Annotated in this window: 15 protein-coding genes and 1 pseudogene; 8 read left to right on the plus strand and 8 right to left on the minus strand. The window is 65.6% G+C overall.

All coding sequences use genetic code 11. The features are described 5' to 3' along the window. Positions 1 to 1,176: acyltransferase (locus BGN97_RS09210; protein ID WP_292700404.1), on the minus strand; the 1,176-nt coding region annotated here is incomplete at its 3' end. Positions 1,177 to 1,234: 58 nt separating this feature from the next. Here BGN97_RS09210 and truA point away from each other — a divergent pair. Beyond that, positions 1,235 to 2,077 carry a tRNA pseudouridine(38-40) synthase TruA gene (truA, locus tag BGN97_RS09215; protein WP_292700406.1) on the plus strand — a complete coding sequence of 281 codons (843 nt, stop codon included), beginning with the start codon at positions 1,235 to 1,237 and terminating at the stop codon, positions 2,075 to 2,077. Positions 2,078 to 2,202: 125 nt separating this feature from the next. On the opposite strand, the gene BGN97_RS09220 is transcribed toward truA, so the two are convergent. Next, positions 2,203 to 2,934: a DUF3800 domain-containing protein gene (locus BGN97_RS09220; RefSeq protein WP_292700408.1), complete on the minus strand. Its 732-nt coding sequence runs from the start codon at positions 2,932 to 2,934 to the stop codon at positions 2,203 to 2,205. 136 nt (positions 2,935 to 3,070) lie between these two features. On the opposite strand from BGN97_RS09220, the gene BGN97_RS09225 reads away from it, so the two are divergent. Next, positions 3,071 to 3,739, plus strand: a complete 669-nt coding sequence (locus tag BGN97_RS09225) for an endonuclease/exonuclease/phosphatase family protein (protein ID WP_292700411.1) — start codon at positions 3,071 to 3,073, stop codon at positions 3,737 to 3,739. A gap of 208 nt (positions 3,740 to 3,947) precedes the next feature. Here BGN97_RS09225 and BGN97_RS09230 read toward each other — a convergent pair whose 3' ends face one another. Then, positions 3,948 to 4,937: a hypothetical protein gene (locus BGN97_RS09230; RefSeq protein ID WP_292700414.1), complete on the minus strand. Its 990-nt coding sequence runs from the start codon at positions 4,935 to 4,937 to the stop codon at positions 3,948 to 3,950. Between the two features lie 349 nt (positions 4,938 to 5,286). Between BGN97_RS09230 and BGN97_RS09235 the strand changes: the two genes are divergently transcribed. The 5 genes from BGN97_RS09235 to BGN97_RS09255 all read left to right on the plus strand — a co-directional run bounded on the left by BGN97_RS09235 (position 5,287) and on the right by BGN97_RS09255 (position 10,468). Beyond that, positions 5,287 to 7,212 carry a DUF4012 domain-containing protein gene (locus BGN97_RS09235; RefSeq protein ID WP_292700417.1) on the plus strand — a complete coding sequence of 642 codons (1,926 nt, stop codon included), beginning with the start codon at positions 5,287 to 5,289 and terminating at the stop codon, positions 7,210 to 7,212. A gap of 184 nt (positions 7,213 to 7,396) precedes the next feature. Further along, the gene (gene rplM, locus BGN97_RS09240; protein ID WP_285634871.1) at positions 7,397 to 7,843 is read left to right on the plus strand and encodes a 50S ribosomal protein L13; all 447 of its coding nucleotides are present in this window, start codon (positions 7,397 to 7,399) and stop codon (positions 7,841 to 7,843) included. Positions 7,844 to 7,872: 29 nt separating this feature from the next. After that, entirely contained in the window at positions 7,873 to 8,358 is a 486-nt protein-coding gene (rpsI, locus tag BGN97_RS09245; RefSeq protein WP_292700421.1) for a 30S ribosomal protein S9, read from the plus strand. A 17-nt stretch (positions 8,359 to 8,375) separates the two neighbouring features. After that, the gene (glmM, locus tag BGN97_RS09250) at positions 8,376 to 9,740 is read left to right on the plus strand and encodes a phosphoglucosamine mutase (RefSeq protein ID WP_292700425.1); all 1,365 of its coding nucleotides are present in this window, start codon (positions 8,376 to 8,378) and stop codon (positions 9,738 to 9,740) included. A 236-nt stretch (positions 9,741 to 9,976) separates the two neighbouring features. Beyond that, positions 9,977 to 10,468, plus strand: a complete 492-nt coding sequence (locus BGN97_RS09255; protein ID WP_292700427.1) for a VanZ family protein — start codon at positions 9,977 to 9,979, stop codon at positions 10,466 to 10,468. An 81-nt stretch (positions 10,469 to 10,549) separates the two neighbouring features. Here BGN97_RS09255 and BGN97_RS09260 read toward each other — a convergent pair whose 3' ends face one another. Continuing rightward, positions 10,550 to 10,987, minus strand: a complete 438-nt coding sequence (locus BGN97_RS09260) for a hypothetical protein (protein ID WP_292700429.1) — start codon at positions 10,985 to 10,987, stop codon at positions 10,550 to 10,552. Positions 10,988 to 11,417: 430 nt separating this feature from the next. Between BGN97_RS09260 and BGN97_RS09265 the strand changes: the two genes are divergently transcribed. Next, positions 11,418 to 12,659: an ISL3 family transposase gene (locus BGN97_RS09265; RefSeq protein WP_292700843.1), complete on the plus strand. Its 1,242-nt coding sequence runs from the start codon at positions 11,418 to 11,420 to the stop codon at positions 12,657 to 12,659. Here the strand turns inward: BGN97_RS09265 and BGN97_RS18480 are convergent. The 4 genes and pseudogenes from BGN97_RS18480 to BGN97_RS09280 form a co-directional block, all read right to left on the minus strand. Then, a pseudogene (locus tag BGN97_RS18480) lies at positions 12,649 to 12,825 on the minus strand (IS3 family transposase); the annotation flags it as partial. The gene BGN97_RS09265 and the pseudogene BGN97_RS18480 overlap by 11 nt on opposite strands. 32 nt (positions 12,826 to 12,857) lie before the next feature. After that, a protein-coding gene (locus BGN97_RS09270; protein WP_292700430.1) for an IS3 family transposase occupies positions 12,858 to 14,050 on the minus strand; the annotation gives its coding sequence in 2 pieces (ribosomal slippage) (positions 12,858 to 13,763 and positions 13,766 to 14,050; 1,191 coding nt in all). 96 nt (positions 14,051 to 14,146) lie between these two features. Next, positions 14,147 to 15,532: a sugar transferase gene (locus BGN97_RS09275; protein WP_292700432.1), complete on the minus strand. Its 1,386-nt coding sequence runs from the start codon at positions 15,530 to 15,532 to the stop codon at positions 14,147 to 14,149. 207 nt (positions 15,533 to 15,739) lie between these two features. Further along, positions 15,740 to 16,798: a glycosyltransferase gene (locus BGN97_RS09280; protein WP_292700433.1), complete on the minus strand. Its 1,059-nt coding sequence runs from the start codon at positions 16,796 to 16,798 to the stop codon at positions 15,740 to 15,742. Between the last annotated feature and the right edge of the window lie 71 nt (positions 16,799 to 16,869).

Raw genomic sequence — 16,869 nt, forward strand, 5'->3', positions numbered from 1 at the left:
CAGCACGCTCGTCAGCATGGCGAGCCTGCTGACCGGCCCGCGTGCGAAGCGAGACCGCACGACGCGCAGCGAGCGGCGGAATCCGAGCCGACGCAGCGGCGTCTCCACGACGCGGAACGACACGGCCGCCGCCGTCACCGACAGCACCAGGGCAGTGCAGCCCGCCCAGACCGGCACGCGGGCGAGCTGACCGGAGACACCCAGGCCGCTCGCGGCGGAGACGAGCACGAGTGCAGGCCAGTGCCACAGGTAGATGCCGTAGGAACGGTCGCCGATCCAGCGCAACGGCTGCGCGTCGATGGCGCGGCCGAACCACGACCCGGGCATGACGCCCGCGAACACGGCGAGCACTGTCCCCGCGGATGCCAGCAGCAGAGTCCCCGGGAATCCGGCTCCTGCCTGTTCGGACGGCTGGGACGCGGCGAAGACGACAAGACCGACCCCGAGCATCCCGAGCAGTACGCCAACGACGCGGACGCTGCGGCGCAGCATCCATTCCCGCTCAGGCATGCCCCGGATGCCGAACGCCAGGGCGATGCCGAGCAGCAGCCCGAACGCGTGCGAGTCGGTGCCGAAGTACGCGCGCGTCAGTGCACCGGAGGAGACCAGCACCGACATCCACCATGCGGAGGCACCGGCCGCGATCACGGCGAACGCGACGAGAGCCCAGCGCACCCGCAGCACGACCAGCAACAGGGGGAGGAGCAGCGGCCAGAGCAGGTAGAACTGCTCCTCGACGGCGAGCGACCACACGTTGCGGAACAGCTCCGGCTCGGTCGCGGCGAAGTAGTCCGAGCCACCCGCGAGAGCCACCCAGTTGTAACTGAACGTCGAGGCACCCAGCAGCTGCCGGCCGATGCCGACCAACACGTCGCCGCCGATCAGCCAGGCGACGGTCGCGCACACCGTGAGCATCACAGCCAGCGCCGGCAGCAGCCGGCGTGCCCGGCGACGCCAGAAGTCCAGCAGACGGTGCCGCAGCGGATGCCGCGTCGGCCGCAGCATGAGCGAGGTGATCAGGAAGCCGCTCACCACGAAGAAGACGTCCACGCCGACCAGCCCGCTGCGCAGGCCGAGCCCGGGGAAGAGGTGGTAGATCAGCACCAGCCCCACGGCGATCGCGCGGAGCCCGTCGAGCCCCGAGTACCGCGGCAGGTGGGGCGAAGACGGAGACATCACAGCTGAGGAGGGCGCATTTCGAAGGAGGGGGGAGGCTCCAGTTTAGGCTGGACGGGTGCGCATTCGCCTGGACATCGCCTACGACGGCACCCATTTCCGCGGGTGGGCGAAGCAGCCCGGCCTGCGCACCGTACAGGGCGTGCTCGAGGCGGCGCTGGCGCGCATCGTCGGGTCCGACGTGCAGTTCGTCGTCGCCGGACGGACGGATGCCGGTGTGCACGCCTCCGACCAGGTGGCCCACGTGGATCTCGACGAGGCGCAGTGGTCGCGGGTCAGGGCTCGGCACGGACAGGCGGCCTCCGACCCGGCGGGGTCGCTCGCCCGTCGCATCCGCGGGGTCCTCGGTCAGTACCCCGATGTGACCGTCACCCGCACAAGCGTCGCGCCGGAGGGTTTCGACGCGCGGTTCTCGGCGGTGTGGCGCCGTTACCGGTACCGGCTCGCCGACACGACCGTGGGCTACGACCCCATGCGTCGCAACGACACCACCACGATCCGCGCCGCATTGGACGTGGAAGCCATGGATGCCGCCGCCCGCACCCTGATCGGCCTGCACGACTTCGCGGCGTACTGCAAGCCGCGTGAGGAGGCGACGACCATCCGCACCCTGTTGGACTATCGCTGGGCGCGGGATGCCGACGGCGTGCTGGTCGCCGACGTGAAGGCCGACGCGTTCTGCCACAGCATGGTGCGCGCGCTGGTCGGCGCCTGCGCGGCCGTGGGGGAGGGCAAGCTGTCCGTCGACGACGTCGTGCGGCTGCGCGACGAGCTGACCCGCACGAGCGCGTTCAAGGTGCTCCCTGCGCGCGGCCTGACGCTCGCCGAGGTCGGCTATCCGGCCGATGAGCTGCTGGCGGCCCGGGCTGAGCAGACCCGCGCCCGCCGCGACAGCGAGTGAGGCGCGAGACCGCTGAGGGCAAAGAAGAAGGCGACTAGCCGAAGCCAGCCGCCTTCACGAAACGGGCTATAGGCCAGAGGCCCACACCCGATTGGTTTATCTTACTTGATCTGGCAAGTGGATGTCTACGCCTCGGGGACCCAGGATCCGTGTTCGTAGATCTTGAGAGAATGTTCGCCCTCGTGAAGCCCTTCCAGTAGAGATTCCACCCCGAGTCGCATGCGCACATGCGCTGCCAGCAGCCCCTTGGGGGAAGTGTGACTTGCGAGACCGTGATGCGCGCGGAACTCGAACGCGGCTGCCGAGGTGAGCATGTCCACGATCTGCAGCCCGTCGGTGGCGCGCGAGTCCAAACGCACGACCGACGCCAGCGCCATGCGTTTCGTCCGGCGGTTCACGTCGTTTCGCAGGTCTTCTTCGAACTGGACGTGGTCTGGGGTGGAGTAGTTGTCGGCCAACACGACACCGACCTCCTTGTACGACAGCGCCCCGATCACGAGTTGCTCGGCCATCTTGAGGTAGGCCTGCCACTGGTCACCGAATCGTTGGACGGGGTCAGCGACCTTGCGATCGGCGAGGAAGCAGCGGAACGAGATGTCGCCGCACTGAAGCGCTTGGTCTATGACTTCCTGATACAAGGGGAGCGACGTGCGCGTGATGTCTGAGAACTTGAACTCACCGTAGTAGTGCATGCGATCTCGAAACTTCTGGACAGTTCGCAGAAGCACGGATGGCGTGGAGCACTTCACAAGGCCCACGGCGAAAAACCGGTCGTTCGCAATCGCTCCGGTCTCGTCGATCAGGAGCGTACAGGTCGGATGCTTCCGGCCAAGCGCATCTCCGTATTTTCGCGACATGCCTGAAAGAGTAGTGAGGGGCGCCGACATGAGCTGCGAGCCTCGGGCCCGGACCATGACGACGAGCAGGCATAACCGGCCGCGCACGCCTTTTCAACCCCACGACGCGTTCAGCGTGCGGCGGTAACGTGATCGCATGAGGCTCATCTCGTACAACCTGCGCAAGCATCGGGCGGCATCCGAGCTGGTGGCGCTGGTCGGCCGACATGACCCCGACATCCTGTGCCTTCAGGAGTGCGACACCGCGGCGCTGCCCGAGTCGATCGACGGTCTCTCGCTCGTGCGGGCCACCAGCGGCAACCGGCTGGGCCTGGCGATGTACCTGCGCAGCAACCAGTTCCGGGTGGAGCGGGTGCGCACGATCGGCCTGAAGAAGTCCCTGCACGATCGCGTGCTCAAGCCCGCCGAGGAGCGGGTGCTGGGGGCGCTCCTGACGAACATCGACACCGGGCGCCAGGTGATCGTGGCGTCCTTCCATGCGGCTCCGCTGACCGCGCTGAACTCGTTGCGCCGCAACCAGATCCGCGCCGGTCTCGACGCGCTGCAGGCGCTCGCCCCGGGCAAGCCCGTGCTGATGGTCGGCGACTACAACTACCCGGTGTTCAAGGAGAATCTCGGGCAGACGGTGCGCGATCACGGCTACCGGCTGACCCTCAGCGACGACCGCACCTACACCCGGTACCGCGTGTTCCGCGGGCACTACGACTTCGCGACCTCGAACGGCTTCGACATCGCCGACATCACCACGCTCCCACAGGGCACCAGCGACCACCGTCCGATCCTGATCACGGCAGAGGCCGCGTAGACCATTTCGCACTTGGGGGATCCGCGCCGCACTTGGGGGATCCACGTCGCTGCGGGTCCCATGTGGCTGTCTCTGGTGGATTGAGGGCGTCATCTGGGCCCCGCGGGTTGGGCGTGGGTTGCGGGGTTTGTCGCTGCGGGTCCCATGTGGCTGTCTCTGGTGGTTTGAGTGCGCCGTTCGGGACCCGCGCATGAGGAGGGCCGGATGCCTAAGTGTGCGCTCGCCGCCGTTCGAGCACCTCGCGGACGATCCTCGTCGCGTTTCGTCTCGTGCGGATGTTCTCCGATGTGAGCCGGATGGTCTCCCAACCCGCGGCGGCGTAGTCGCGATACTTCTGCAGGTCGCGATTCCACTGAGTCCTGGATGTCCGGTGGTGGTCGCCTTCGACTTCGACAACCGTCTTGAACAATAGGTACGCGAACTCCGAGATGCCCAACAGCCGTCCCCGTCGATCCCGCACTTCGTAGTCGAGCTCGGGACGCGGCAACCCGGCATCCTCCGCATCCAAACGGAACTCGGTCTCCAGCGGCGATGAGCTTCCCACGCGGATCCTGTCGAAGGCTGCGCGCAGCTTCTTCACACCTGGGCGAAGTCCGGCCTCCATTGCGTCGAACAGATCGTCGATCGTGGCATCGGCCTGCTCCGGATGCTGGATTCCGTAGCGGTCACGCGGGATCTGTACGACTGCATCTCCGAGGATCACGAGTTCGCGCACGCTCAGCTCACGTCCGAGCATCGCCCACGTCGTCGCCGCCGAAGAGATCGGGATGCCGTCGAGATCTTCGATCTCGACGAGTCGCGGCTCAAGTCGTCGTCCTCTGACACCGGCGCCTTTCGGCGCGCGCCTCGGGGAGAGCACACCGACAACGAGCTCATCAGGCAGGTCGACAGGGTGGCCGCGCAGCACCGCGGCACTCTGACCGCAGATGAACCCGCCCGGAGACATGACCGTCAGGAACGACCTCGCCTTCGACATCATGCGACGCTTCGAGGCGCGCCCGATCGAGGCGGGCCCGGTGTCGGCGTCGATCACTGCGTTCTCGGCTCGCACATCGGATGCTGCGCGTCGCGCGCCGTGGAAGGGCGAGACCAAGTCCTTCGCCCTGAGTCGCGCGCGGGCGACGCCTGCGTCTCGTGCCTCGGCGACGCTGAAGTGCGCGCCGAGGTCATGCGGCAGCGGCGCGGGGGAAATGGGCATGCGATCCACGATGGGCCACTCTGCAGACACCGGATGCCTGAATCCCGGTGACTGTGGAAAATCTGGTCGACCTCCCGAACTGTGCAGACGAGTGGACGTGGGGCTGCGTGTCAGCGTGCGGGTCCCGTGTGGCGGTCTCAGTGCCGTGGAGGCAGCCTTCTGGGACTCGCCGGGCGGGGTGGGCTGAGGCGCCGTCGTGGGCGTCGGATGGCACGTCAGCGTGCGGGTCCCGTGTGGCGGTCTCGGTGCCGTGGAGGCAGCCTTCTGGAACCCGCAGATAGGTGAGCACCACAGGATCCGGGGCGAAGCCCCAGGCATACTCAGTATCCTGAGGGGGCGTGCCGACTGGGTGGCGCGCGTCGAGGCGACCGAGGGGGCTGCCATCACCGATTCGAACGCACCGCGCAGCCGACGCGAGCGACGCTACGACGGGTCGATCAGCGACCTCGATCCCGACTTCGAAGTCGACGAGTACGTCGAGGGCCCGCGCAAGCGCCGGGTCTGGCCGTGGATCGTGCTGGTCATCTTCCTGCTGCTGATCGCGATCGTCGTGGTCGGCGGCGTGTTCGCGATCCAGGCGCTGAAGGTCAAGGACGACCTGCAGGCCGCGAAGGGCAAGATGTCGGCGGTCGCGCCGCCCATGAAGAAGGGCGACACTGCGGGCGTCGAGGCGCTGAGCAAGCAGGTGCTCAAGCTCACCAGCGACGCCGACAAGATCGTGGCCGGTCCGCTCTGGGACATCGCGAGCATCGTGCCGGGCGTCGGTGCGAACGTCGTCGCCGTCAGCGAGACCACCAAGGCGACGCACATCCTGGTGCGCGACGCCCTGCCGCTGGCATCCTCGCTGCTCCCGCTGGCCGACCCGGCGAACTTCAAGGTCGAGGGCGGTGGCATCAACCTCGCGCCGTTCCGCGACGCCGAGCCGAAGCTGCCGCAGCTGAGTGCGATCTTCGACAATGCGAAGACGCACATCGACAGGATCGACATGAAGGCGATCCACCCGTACATCAAGTCGAACATCAGCCAGATCGTCGACATCGTCGACACGGCCGCACCCACGCTCTCGTTCGCGCAGGAGAACCTGCCCGTGCTGCTGTCGACCCTCGGTGCCGACGGCCCGCGCAACTACGCGCTGCTGTTCCAGAACAACGCCGAGATCCGCGCGACGGGCGGTAACCCGGCCGCGGGTGCTGTGCTGACGGTCGACAACGGCAAGGTGACGATGCGCACCGACCCCGCGGCGCTCGCGTTCGTCGCCGCCGGACCTACCGGCCGATTCCCCCAGCATCTGGCGAACCCGGAAGAGGAGAAGCTCTTCGAGTCTGACACCTGGGCGTATGCGCAGAACTACACCCGCACGCCGGACTTCGCCGACACCGTGCACTTGGAGACCGGGCTGTGGGCGAGCACCGTCGGCGGCTCGTTCGACGGGCTGATCACGATCGACCCGTCCACGCTCGCGCACATGCTGAAGGTGGCAGGCCCCGTCGCCATCCCGGGCACGAACGAAACCGTCACGGCCGAGAACGCGGTGAAGCTGCTGCTGTTCGACACCTACGAGAAGGTGAACGGCAACGGAAAGCTCGCTGACCTGTTCTTCGCACAGGTCTCGGCGACCGTGTTCTCGAAGGTGATGGGCGGTGGCTGGGATCCGTTGGCGATGCTGACGCAGCTGCAGGACGCGGTCAAAGAGCAGCGGATCTACGCCTGGTTCGCCGATCCGAAGGAGCAGGCGATAGCGGTGGACCTCGGTATCGACGGCAAGGTGACCACCGACAACAAGACGGTGACGCAGACCGGCATCTACCTGAACGACTCCTCGCACTCGAAGCTGGAGTACTTCCTCAGCACCAAGATGATGGTCACCTGCTCGGCTGAGAAGCGCACCGTGACGACGACGATCGAGATGCACAACTCGATCCCCAGCGCGGATCTCAACAAGTACACGCTGGGCGCCCGCAACGCTCGTTGGGGCTACCCGCCGACGACCATGCTGCTCGACGTCATCGGCATGGCGCTCCCCGGTGGCGAGCTGGTGAACTCCACGCCGGCGAAGGGCGTTCGCAAGGACCAGGAGCGCAGCGGCCTGTACAAGGGGCGTCAGACGAAGAGCATGCTGATCGCGGTCGGCAAGGACGAGACGAAGTCGGTCTCGTTCACATCGACCATCCCGAAGGACGCCACCAGCCCGCTGCAGGTGCGCTTCACTCCCACGGTGACCGACACCCCGGTGACCGTCGATGAGTCCTGCGCGTCGATGTTCCCCGCCTCCTGAATTGGGGGAGCGACGGCGGATGCTGTAAGCTAACCCTTTGGTGCCTGTGCTTCGGCTCGCCGAGACACCGGTACGACGAACGTGAGCCCTCCACTGGCGTGTTCCCGGTCTCGATCAGAGGCAGGAACCACCCCGGAGTGGGATTCACGAACCTCTCCGTTCGATTCAAGAAAGCAGCACTATCGTGACGCGCACTTACACACCGAAGGCCGGGCAGGTCCAGCGTGACTGGATCGTCATCGACGCCACCGACGTCGTTCTCGGTCGCCTGGCTTCGCACGCCGCCGCAATCCTGCGCGGCAAGCACAAGCCGACCTTCGCTCCCCACGTCGACACCGGCGACTTCGTCGTCATCGTCAACGCCGACAAGGTCGCACTGACCGGTCAGAAGCTCCTGCAGAAGAAGGCCTACCGTCACTCGGGTTACCCGGGCGGTCTGACGGCCACCTCTTACGCCGAGCTCCTCGAGAAGAACCCGGTTCGCGCCGTGGAGAAGGCCGTCCGCGGCATGCTCCCGAAGAACACCCTGGGCCGCCAGCAGCTCTCGAAGCTGAAGGTGTACGTCGGTGCCGAGCACCCGCACGCCGCTCAGCAGCCCACGCCGTACACCCTCGACCAGGTCGCGCAGTAAGCGCCCCTTAGATTTCAAAGGACATACTCGTGGCTGAAATCCAGGACACCACCGAATTCCCGCAGAACTTCTCGACCGAGACCCCCGAGACCGAGGCCGTGGAGTCCGCTCCCCGCCCCGTGCTCTCCGTGCCGGGCGCGGCCGTGGGCCGGCGCAAGCAGGCCATCGCCCGCGTGCGCCTGGTTCCCGGTTCGGGCACCATCACGATCAACGGTCGCACGATCGAGGACTACTTCCCGAACAAGCTGCACCAGCAGCTCATCAACGACCCGTTCACCGCCCTCAACCTCGTGGGTGCGTACGACGTCATCGCCCGCATCTCGGGTGGCGGCGACTCGGGTCAGGCCGGCGCCCTGCGTCTGGGCATCGCTCGCGCGCTCAACAACATCGACGCCGAGAACAACCGCCCGACCCTCAAGAAGGCAGGCTTCCTGTCTCGTGACGCCCGCGTCATCGAGCGCAAGAAGGCCGGTCTCAAGAAGGCCCGCAAGGCTCCTCAGTACTCCAAGCGCTGATCCGCACAGTCCGTCATATGGCACTGTTCGGTACGGACGGCGTGCGGGGTCTCGCCAATGGCGAGACCCTCACCGCCGGACTTGCGCTCACCCTGGCCCAGGCGACTGCCGTCGTCCTGGGCCAGGGCCGTATTGCCGAGGCTCGCAAGGCCGCAGGCAAGCGTCTCACCGCGGTCGTCGCTCGCGACCCGCGGATCTCCGGTCACTTCCTCAGCGCCGCCGTCGAGGCGGGTCTGGCCTCTTCCGGTGTGGACGTGCTGGACGCCGGTACGCTGCCGACTCCGGCCACGGCATTCCTGATCTCGGACATCGACGCCGATTTCGGTGTGATGATCTCGGCATCCCACAACCCAGCGCCCGACAACGGCATCAAGATCTTCGCCCGCGGCGGCGTGAAGCTGCCCGACGAGGTCGAGCAGCGCATCGAGGCGACCATGCTCTCGGGGACCAAGCTGCAGCCCACCGGCGGCGACGTCGGGCGGGTGAGCCGATTCTCGGACGCCGAGGATCGCTACGTCTTGCATCTGCTGGCGTCGCTGCCGCACCGGCTCGACGGCATCCACGTCGTGCTCGACTGCGCCAACGGCGCCGCATCCGGGGCGTCCCCCGAGGCGTTCCGCAGTGCGGGTGCGAAGGTGACCGTCATCGGGGCGGACCCGGACGGGATCAACATCAACGACGGCGTCGGCTCCACGCATCTCGACAAGCTGGCCGCCGAGGTCGTGCGCGTCGGCGCGGACGTCGGCATCGCCCACGATGGCGATGCCGATCGCTGCCTTGCGGTGGATGCCGAGGGTCGTGTCGTCGATGGCGATCAGATCATGGCGATCCTCGCGGTGGCGATGAAGAGCCGAGGCAAGCTCGCCGACGACACCCTGGTCGCGACCGTGATGAGCAACCTGGGCCTGCACGTCGCCATGCGCGAGCACGGCATCACCGTGCGCCAGACCAGCGTCGGCGACCGCTACGTGCTCGAGGACATGAACGCAGGCGGCTTCTCGCTGGGCGGCGAGCAGTCGGGCCACGTCATCATGCGCGCGTTCGCCACCACCGGCGACGGCGTGCTGACCGGTCTGCACCTGGTGGCCGAGATGGCGCGCCAGAAGAAGTCGCTGGCCGAACTGGCGTCGATCATGACGGTCTACCCGCAGGTGATGATCAACGTGAAGGGCGTCGACAAGGACGCCGTCTCGGATCACGCCGGTGTGCAGGACGCCGTGAAGGCCGTCGAGACCGAGCTGGGCGACTCCGGCCGCGTGCTGCTGCGCAAGTCGGGCACCGAGCCGCTCGTGCGGGTGATGGTCGAGGCAGCGGATGCCGAGACGGCGAACGCCCACGCCGAGAACCTCGCCGACGTGGTGCGGAAGCACCTGGCGCTCTGATGCATTATGCGGCGGCTCACAGGGCCGCCGCATAGGCTCGTCGTGGGGATGACGAGCCTGGGGAGGGGGATCCGATGGTCGCACTGCCGTTCGACGGCTCCGGGTTTCCGCCGCCGCCTCCCGCTGCACCGCCGCGTCCGGAAGGTCTTCCTCCGGTGCATGCGCTGGTGATCCCGCCTCGACCGCCTCTGCCCGCCGGAGCCGGGACACCGGCATCGGCTGGCGCGACGGCACGATTGGACATCGATCTGGCCGCGCTGGGACTGAGCGGGATACCTGTGTTCGATGCGGATGCGCCCCGGCCCCCCGCCCCGCTGTGGCGGCGGATCTCCACCTGGGTGGGTGTGTACAGCGTGGCCCTGGCGCTGATCGCGTTCTGGCCCGTCCCGGTCGACTCCGGTGCAGGGGGTTTCCTGCGCTGGGTGACCGCGCATATCCCCATGCTGACCTACTCGAGGATCGAGTTCGGCTCGAACATCCTGCTGTTCGTGCCGTTCGGCCTCGGCCTGGCGCTGCTGCTGCCGAAGCTGCGCTACCTCGTTCTGCCCGCGGCTCTGCTGGTGTCGCTGACCATCGAATCCGGACAGGCGGTCTTCCTCGCCCAACGCACGCCGAGCCTGTACGACATCCTCGCGAACGTCTCGGGTGCGGCCCTCGGGCTGATCGTGTTGGTCGTGTTCGAGGTACTGAAGGGGCATCATCGCCGTCTTGCAGAGGCCTCAGGCTGATCTTCCTGTGTCGTCGGACGTGCGCGCCACTCCCGACTCACGGTATGACGGGTGCTCTCTGGTCCGGCGTGCTCCGCAGAGTCAGATTCTCCCGATCTCCCCGCGGCGCAGTTCGCGCAGCAGCTCCTGAGAGGGACGCTGCGAGCCAGGGAGGGAAGCGATAGGCCGCACAGCGGCGATGCCCGCCACAGTGGGCCGAAGAGTCGTTCGTTCGCGGCGCACGAGCCCACTGCGCAGAAGACGGGTCAGGCGCCGCTCGAAACGCGGACCACGGAGGAGGCCGAAGATCGGCACGGCTTCGAGCAGCTTCAGCTCGTTCGTCGCCCCTGGATGGCTGATCTCCCGCTCCACGAGCACATTCAGCACGTCCCACAGTCGACTAGGCAGAGACATCCCCAGGGTGGCGCCGTGACGCAGCTCGCGCTCGATACTGGCCTCGAAGGACGTGCGGTGGTTGGCGATGGAAGCGCGCGTCCGGGCGCGCGTGGGCGCGTCGGTGTGTCCGGCAAGGATGGTCATACTTTATGAGAGTCCTCAGGACGCGTTTCATCACGCGGTTTTCTTCGATCTGTAGCCGCGCGGCCGATATCAGTTGGGCTCGTCCCAGCTATTCGGTATTGGTCAGTTGCGCGAGTTCAGGTAGTCGACGAGCGCAGAGGCGCCGGGGACTGCTGCACGGGTAGGTGACAGGTTGTAGTCACGCCGCGAGTGCGACGGTCGTGTTCATGATGGTCTCGAACTCGATGGGCGTCAAACGGGCTCTTCGGACATTCGGTGGGGGTGAGGCTCGCCGGGTGATGGTCGGCGGGTAGGGGTTGAGGTCCTCGAGGATCAGTAGCGCCAACTGCTGTTCCATCACGAGGACCTCAACGTGTTTCACCATAGTTCGGGGTGCGCTGACGCGCGCTCTGCCACCTGCCCGTGTTCCCGCTGTGATCTTCTATTCGGCCTGGACGGTGTCCACGTTGAGCACGTCGACCGTCGCGACGATCTGCTGATCGTCACCGTCTCGACACCGGCGGCACCGACCGGGTGCTCGTCGTGCGGGGTCGTCGCGACCGCGCGTGGACGTCGCTACCGCGTGCTTCACGACGTGCCCGGCGTGACGCGGGTGCGGATCGTGTGGCGGCAACGGGTCTGGCGATGCGGCGACGTGGACTGCGCGAAGAAGACGTTCGTGGAGCAGCTGCCGTCCCTTGTCGCCCAGCGTGGGTCGCTCACCCGGCGTGCGGTCGTCTGGGCGGTCGGGCAGCTGCGTCGAGAGCACGCCACGATCGAAGGACTACGTCGTCAACTCGGGACATCGTGGAAGACGGTGTGGCGGGCTGTCGAGCCCGAGCTGGTCAAGCTGGCTGAGGACGAGTCACGATTCGAGAATGTCACCACGCTCGGTGTCGATGAGCACATCTGGCATCACACAGACCCCCGCAAGCGGGGACCGAAGGAGCTGACCGGGATGGTCGACCTCAGCCGCGACAGCACCGGAAAGACACGGGCCAGGCTGCTGGACCTCGTGCCCGGCAGATCGGGGAAGGCCTACGCGTCCTGGCTCGCCGACCGTGGCGACACCTTCCGCAACAACGTGAAGGTGGCAGCGCTCGATCCGTTCGCCGGCTACAAGACCGCAATCGAAGACAAACTCGAGGACGCCACCGCGGTCTTAGATGCCTTCCACGTCGTCAAGCTGGGTACCGCCGCCGTCGATGAGCTCCGCCGACGTGTTCAGCAAGACACCCTCGGGCATCGCGGACGAAAGGGCGATCCGCTCTACGGGATCCAGACCATCCTCCGCGCCGGAGCCGAGAACCTCACCGACAAGCAGCGCGCCCGCCTGGTCGCCGCGATCGAGGCCGATGAAGCGCACGATGAGGTGTTCGTTGCATGGCAGTGCGCCCAGCAGCTCCGCTCCGCCTACCACGCGAAGGACCTCACCGAAGGGCGACGGATCGCCGAGAAGGCCGTCGATTCGTTCCATACCTGTCCGATCCCCGAGATCGCCCGGCTGGGCCGCACGCTGCGCCGCTGGCGCTCAGCGTTCCTGGCCTACTTCACCACCAGCCGGGCGAACAACGGCGGCACCGAAGCAGTGAACGGCATCATCGAACTCCACCGCCGCCTCGCCAGAGGGTTCCGCAACCGCGACAACTACAGGCTCCGCATGCTCCTCGCCGCCGGCGGCCTCACCCCCTGACCCCACCGAATGTCCGAAGAGCCGTCAAACGGCCCAGGCGGGCCTGGCGTCGTCGGCGGTGGTAGGTGCGTTCGATCCAGGTGACGATGGCGATGCGCAGTTGCTCGCGGGTGGTCCAGGAGCGGCGGTCGAGGACGTTCTTCTGCAGCAGCGCGAAGAAGCTTTCGGGTCTGATGCAGGAACAGGTGACAGTTCTAGTTAGGCCGCGAGGGCCAGGTGTTCGTTCATGATGGTCTCGAATTCGATGGGCGTCAAACGGCCCAGGCGGGCCTGGCGTCGGCGGCGGTGATAGGTGCGCTCGATCCAGGTCACGATCGCGATCCGCAGCTCTTCGCGGGTGCCCCAGGAACGCCGGTTCAGGACGTTCTTCTGCAGCAGGCTGAAGAACGATTCCATCGCGGCGTTGTCGCCGCATGACGCGACTCTCCCCATCGATCCCACGAGATTGTGGAGGCTGAGTTCTCGGCGCAGTTTCCTGCTACGAAATTGCGATCCTCGATCCGAATGGACGACGCAGCCGTTCACGTTCCCGCGCATCCGGGCGGCATTGCGGACAGCGCGGACAGCGAGCGACGCCTTCATCCTCGAGTCAATCGAGTAGCCCACGATCCGGCCGCTGAACGCGTCTTTGACGGCGCAGAGATAGAGCTTGCCCTCGGCGGTCTTGTGCTCGGTGATGTCGGTCAGCCAGAGCTGGTTCGGTCCGTCCGCGATGAACTGGTGACGCTCGCGCCCGTGCTCATCGATGACAACGCAGAGATCGTCGTGAACGGCGGGGCCGGGCTTCTTGCCGTTCTTGCCGCGCTTCTTCCCGAACACGCTCCACCAGCCGTTCTCGGATGCGATCCGCCAGGCCGTTCGATCCGCCATCGCCTCGCCCTCATCGCGGCCCTCATCGGCGAGGAGCCGATACCCGAACTCGGGATCGTCGCGGTGAGCGTCGAACAGCGCATTCGCCCGATAGGCTTCCTCGAATTCCCGGCGCGTCACAGGATCGCGCAGCCAGCGGTAGTAGGGCTGGCGAGCGAGCTTCAATACCCGACACGACACCGCGACGGGAATACCACCGGCGGCGAGCTCGCTCACGAGCGGGTACATCATTTTCCCGGCAGATGAGCCTGAGACAGATACGCGGTCGCACGACGCAAGACCTCGACCTCCTGCTCGAGGAGACGGTTGCGCTTGCGGAGCTCGCGCAGCTCCGCGGATTCCGACTTCGTTTCACCCGGCTGCTCGCCGGCCTCGATCCGCGCCTGACGCATCCACTTGTCAAGAGTCCCGACATGAACTCCGAAGTCCTTCGCGATCTGCGCGAGCGTCACTTCCGGATCACGATTCTCCGCGACCCGGATCACGTCGTCCCGGAACTCGTTGGGAAACGGCTCGGGCATGATGACATCCTTCCAGGCCAGCCCTCTCGGCTAGCCACGTTCGATGTCACCTGTTCCTGCATCAGACCCGTACAAAATTCTGCTGGATTGCCACACTCAGTACGCGCCATCGGAGCCGACTACTGCTCGTACGGTCTTCCAGAGAATCAGGAAGTCACCTGCCAATGACCAGTTCTCGACGTAGTAGAGGTCGAGTCTGATGCTGTCATCCCATGAGAGGTTTGAGCGACCGCTCACCTGCCATAGCCCGGTGAGTCCCGGGCGAACGAGGAACCGGCGGAAGACGTGCTCCTCGTAATGCTCGACTTCGCGAGCGAGAGGAGGGCGCGGGCCGATTAGCGACATCTCCCCGCGCAATACGTTGACTAGCTGCGGCAACTCGTCAAGACTGTAGCGCCGGAGGAATCGGCCCAGGCTCGTTACACGAGGGTCACTCTTCATCTTGAATAGCACGCCGTTGCCCTCGGAGCTGTCCAGTAGTCCGGGGAGCAGATCCTCGGCATCTGCAACCATCGAACGGAACTTGAGCATCTTAAAGTGCTTCCCGTTTAGGCCGACTCTCTCCTGGGCGAAGAACGCGGGACCGCCATCCTTTCGGATGAAGAAGATGAACAGTACGAACAGCGGGCTCAGGAGTGTGAGTGCGATGGCGGATGTGACCAGATCGAAGGCTCGCTTTGTCAGACGGCGGCGTCCCGAGAATGCGGGATAGTCGACCTGGATCAGTGGGAGTCCCGCGACTGGGCGGGTATGGATTCTGGGGCCGGCGATATCAGTCAGCGCGGGAGCTACGATCAGATCAATGCGTTTCTCGTCGAGGGCCCACCCGAATCTCCTGGTCTGTGTCGGTGAGATCGCATCGGCAGTGGAAAGAATCACGGTGTCGGCATCCACGCGATCCAGAATGTTGAGCACTTCATCGAAGCGTCCGAGGACAGGGACGTCACCTGCGATTGGATCGTCTGATCCGTGAGTGGTGACGGCACCGATGATCATGATGCCGCAGTCCGGCTCACGCTTGATCTGCTCGGCGACGTGTGACGCCTTCTCACGATCTCCGATGACGAGGGCATGGTGAAGATGGGAACCAGCCAGACGACGTCGGCGCAACCACTGACGCCACGCCCATCGGCTGAGGAGCAGCAAGACAAGACCAGATGGTAACGCGATCAGCAGGTACCATCGTCCGAATTGCACCTGGAACAAGAGTGAGACGATCGCTAGTGCGCCGAAGATCCGGACTGTGGCATCGATTACCCGGCGGTACTCGATCGAACCGGAGCCGATGATCTTCGGGTCGCGCGTGTTGAACATCGAGAGCGTAATCAGCCACCCGAGCACGAACATCGCGGATGTGATGCCGTAACCAATCTCGATGTCAAAAAGCTTCTTGCTGTCGATTACCAGCCGCTCGTTGTCAAACCCGTACCGCAGGAATTGGGCGCCGAACACAGCTACGACTACGACTATTGCGTCGGTCATCAGAAGACGGAGCGCGAAGCCCCGACTCCAGCGCTCAACACGACGCGTCGCCAGAAGTTTATGCGAATGCACGGCTACTCAGCCCCCTCAGACTGCAGCTCGACGATCGCGCCCGGCGGTCAGTCCCCAGTCCTACGGCGCGCATGTCGTCCTATGCCTATTGTTGCACGCACAGAGCTCCTGTCGATGTCTCAGGTGCTGGCGTTCTCAGCGCCCTGCTGCGATGACACGGTCGCAAAATTGCGCGAAGGCCTCGGCGGCCGCGTCAACGGTGTAGCTCTGGAGTGCAACCTCCCGTGCTGCCTCCCCGGCTCGCTGGCGCACCACGGGCGACGTGAACTCTCTCAGGGCTTCGGTGATCTCAGCCACGTCATCGGCGGAAACCACTCGACCAGCACCGGCCAAGCCCCAAGGAGCAGCAGGGACATCGCTGACCACGACTGCCCTACCGGCCAGCATCGCATCCATGAGTTTCGCGGGCAGCTGCCCCCGTGCGTCGGCACGATCGCTGCTCGCAATCACGGCGATATCCGCTTCGCTCAGAAGTCGTAGGCCCTCATCCAGAGAGGTCGGTCCCGTCCACTGCTCCCAAGGGTGCGCATCGGCAGGAGCAGTGTCTGTCACCAGGAGCGTGAAGCCCTCCTGCTGCAGCTGCGCGACCGCTTTCCGGAGTGCTGGGACGCCCTTGTGAGGCTTGTTGGAGCCGATGAAAGCAATCTGTGGAGTCGTAGATGTATGCGGTCTTCCAGCTCCTAGATCGGAGCGAACATGAGGAATGATCGTTCCGCCGTATCGGTCCTGCAGCCAGGGGTTGCTTACCGTGGTCGGCAAACTTCGGGCGAGCCTGCGCAGACGGCGGAAGCGCAGAGTCTGCCGAGGCCTCAGAAGTGACTTCCCCAATTGTTTGAGGGGCTCGTCAACGGAGATCCGATACTCGAGATCGGGGTCGTCGACGTCGAGCCCGACTGGCGCGCGGGTGCTTCTCGGAACCTGCCACACCTTGCCGAGGGATTCCGGGAGCGGCTTGCATGCCAGGATCAGATCGGGTGAGCGCCAGAATAGATCGTCAGGGTCAACTGTGAGCAGAGTGCATGCTTCAGCGAAGTCGCTTCCGGCGAGAGGCCCCCACATCCCAGCAGCGCCCTTGAATGAAACGACCTGAGAGTCGTACCCGAGATGGGTTGCGAGCAGCCACAGACAGTATGTTCGTCCAACCGAGTTGGACGAAAGGTCCTCGCACACGAATAGCAGGCGTCGATTGGTCATCAGTGTTCCTCCGGCTCGGCGCAGATCGCCACGAGCTTATACGAGACTCACTAAACGCGCCCTGACGGGCA

The sequence above is a fragment of the Microbacterium sp. 69-10 genome, from assembly GCF_001897945.1.
GTDB lineage: Bacteria > Actinomycetota > Actinomycetes > Actinomycetales > Microbacteriaceae > Microbacterium.

Bases quoted from the DNA above. Each gene is read 5' to 3' on its own strand.
- BGN97_RS09225 (WP_292700411.1), top strand. From the start codon at position 3,071: ATGAGGCTCATCTCGTACAACCTGCGCAAGCATCGGGCGGCATCCGAG.
- BGN97_RS09230 (WP_292700414.1), bottom strand. From the start codon at position 4,937: ATGCCCATTTCCCCCGCGCCGCTGCCGCATGACCTCGGCGCGCACTTC.
- BGN97_RS09275 (WP_292700432.1), bottom strand. From the start codon at position 15,532: ATGACCGACGCAATAGTCGTAGTCGTAGCTGTGTTCGGCGCCCAATTC.
- BGN97_RS09260 (WP_292700429.1), bottom strand. From the start codon at position 10,987: ATGACCATCCTTGCCGGACACACCGACGCGCCCACGCGCGCCCGGACG.
- glmM (WP_292700425.1), top strand. From the start codon at position 8,376: ATGGCACTGTTCGGTACGGACGGCGTGCGGGGTCTCGCCAATGGCGAG.
- BGN97_RS09280 (WP_292700433.1), bottom strand. From the start codon at position 16,798: ATGACCAATCGACGCCTGCTATTCGTGTGCGAGGACCTTTCGTCCAAC.
- BGN97_RS09220 (WP_292700408.1), bottom strand. From the start codon at position 2,934: ATGTCGCGAAAATACGGAGATGCGCTTGGCCGGAAGCATCCGACCTGT.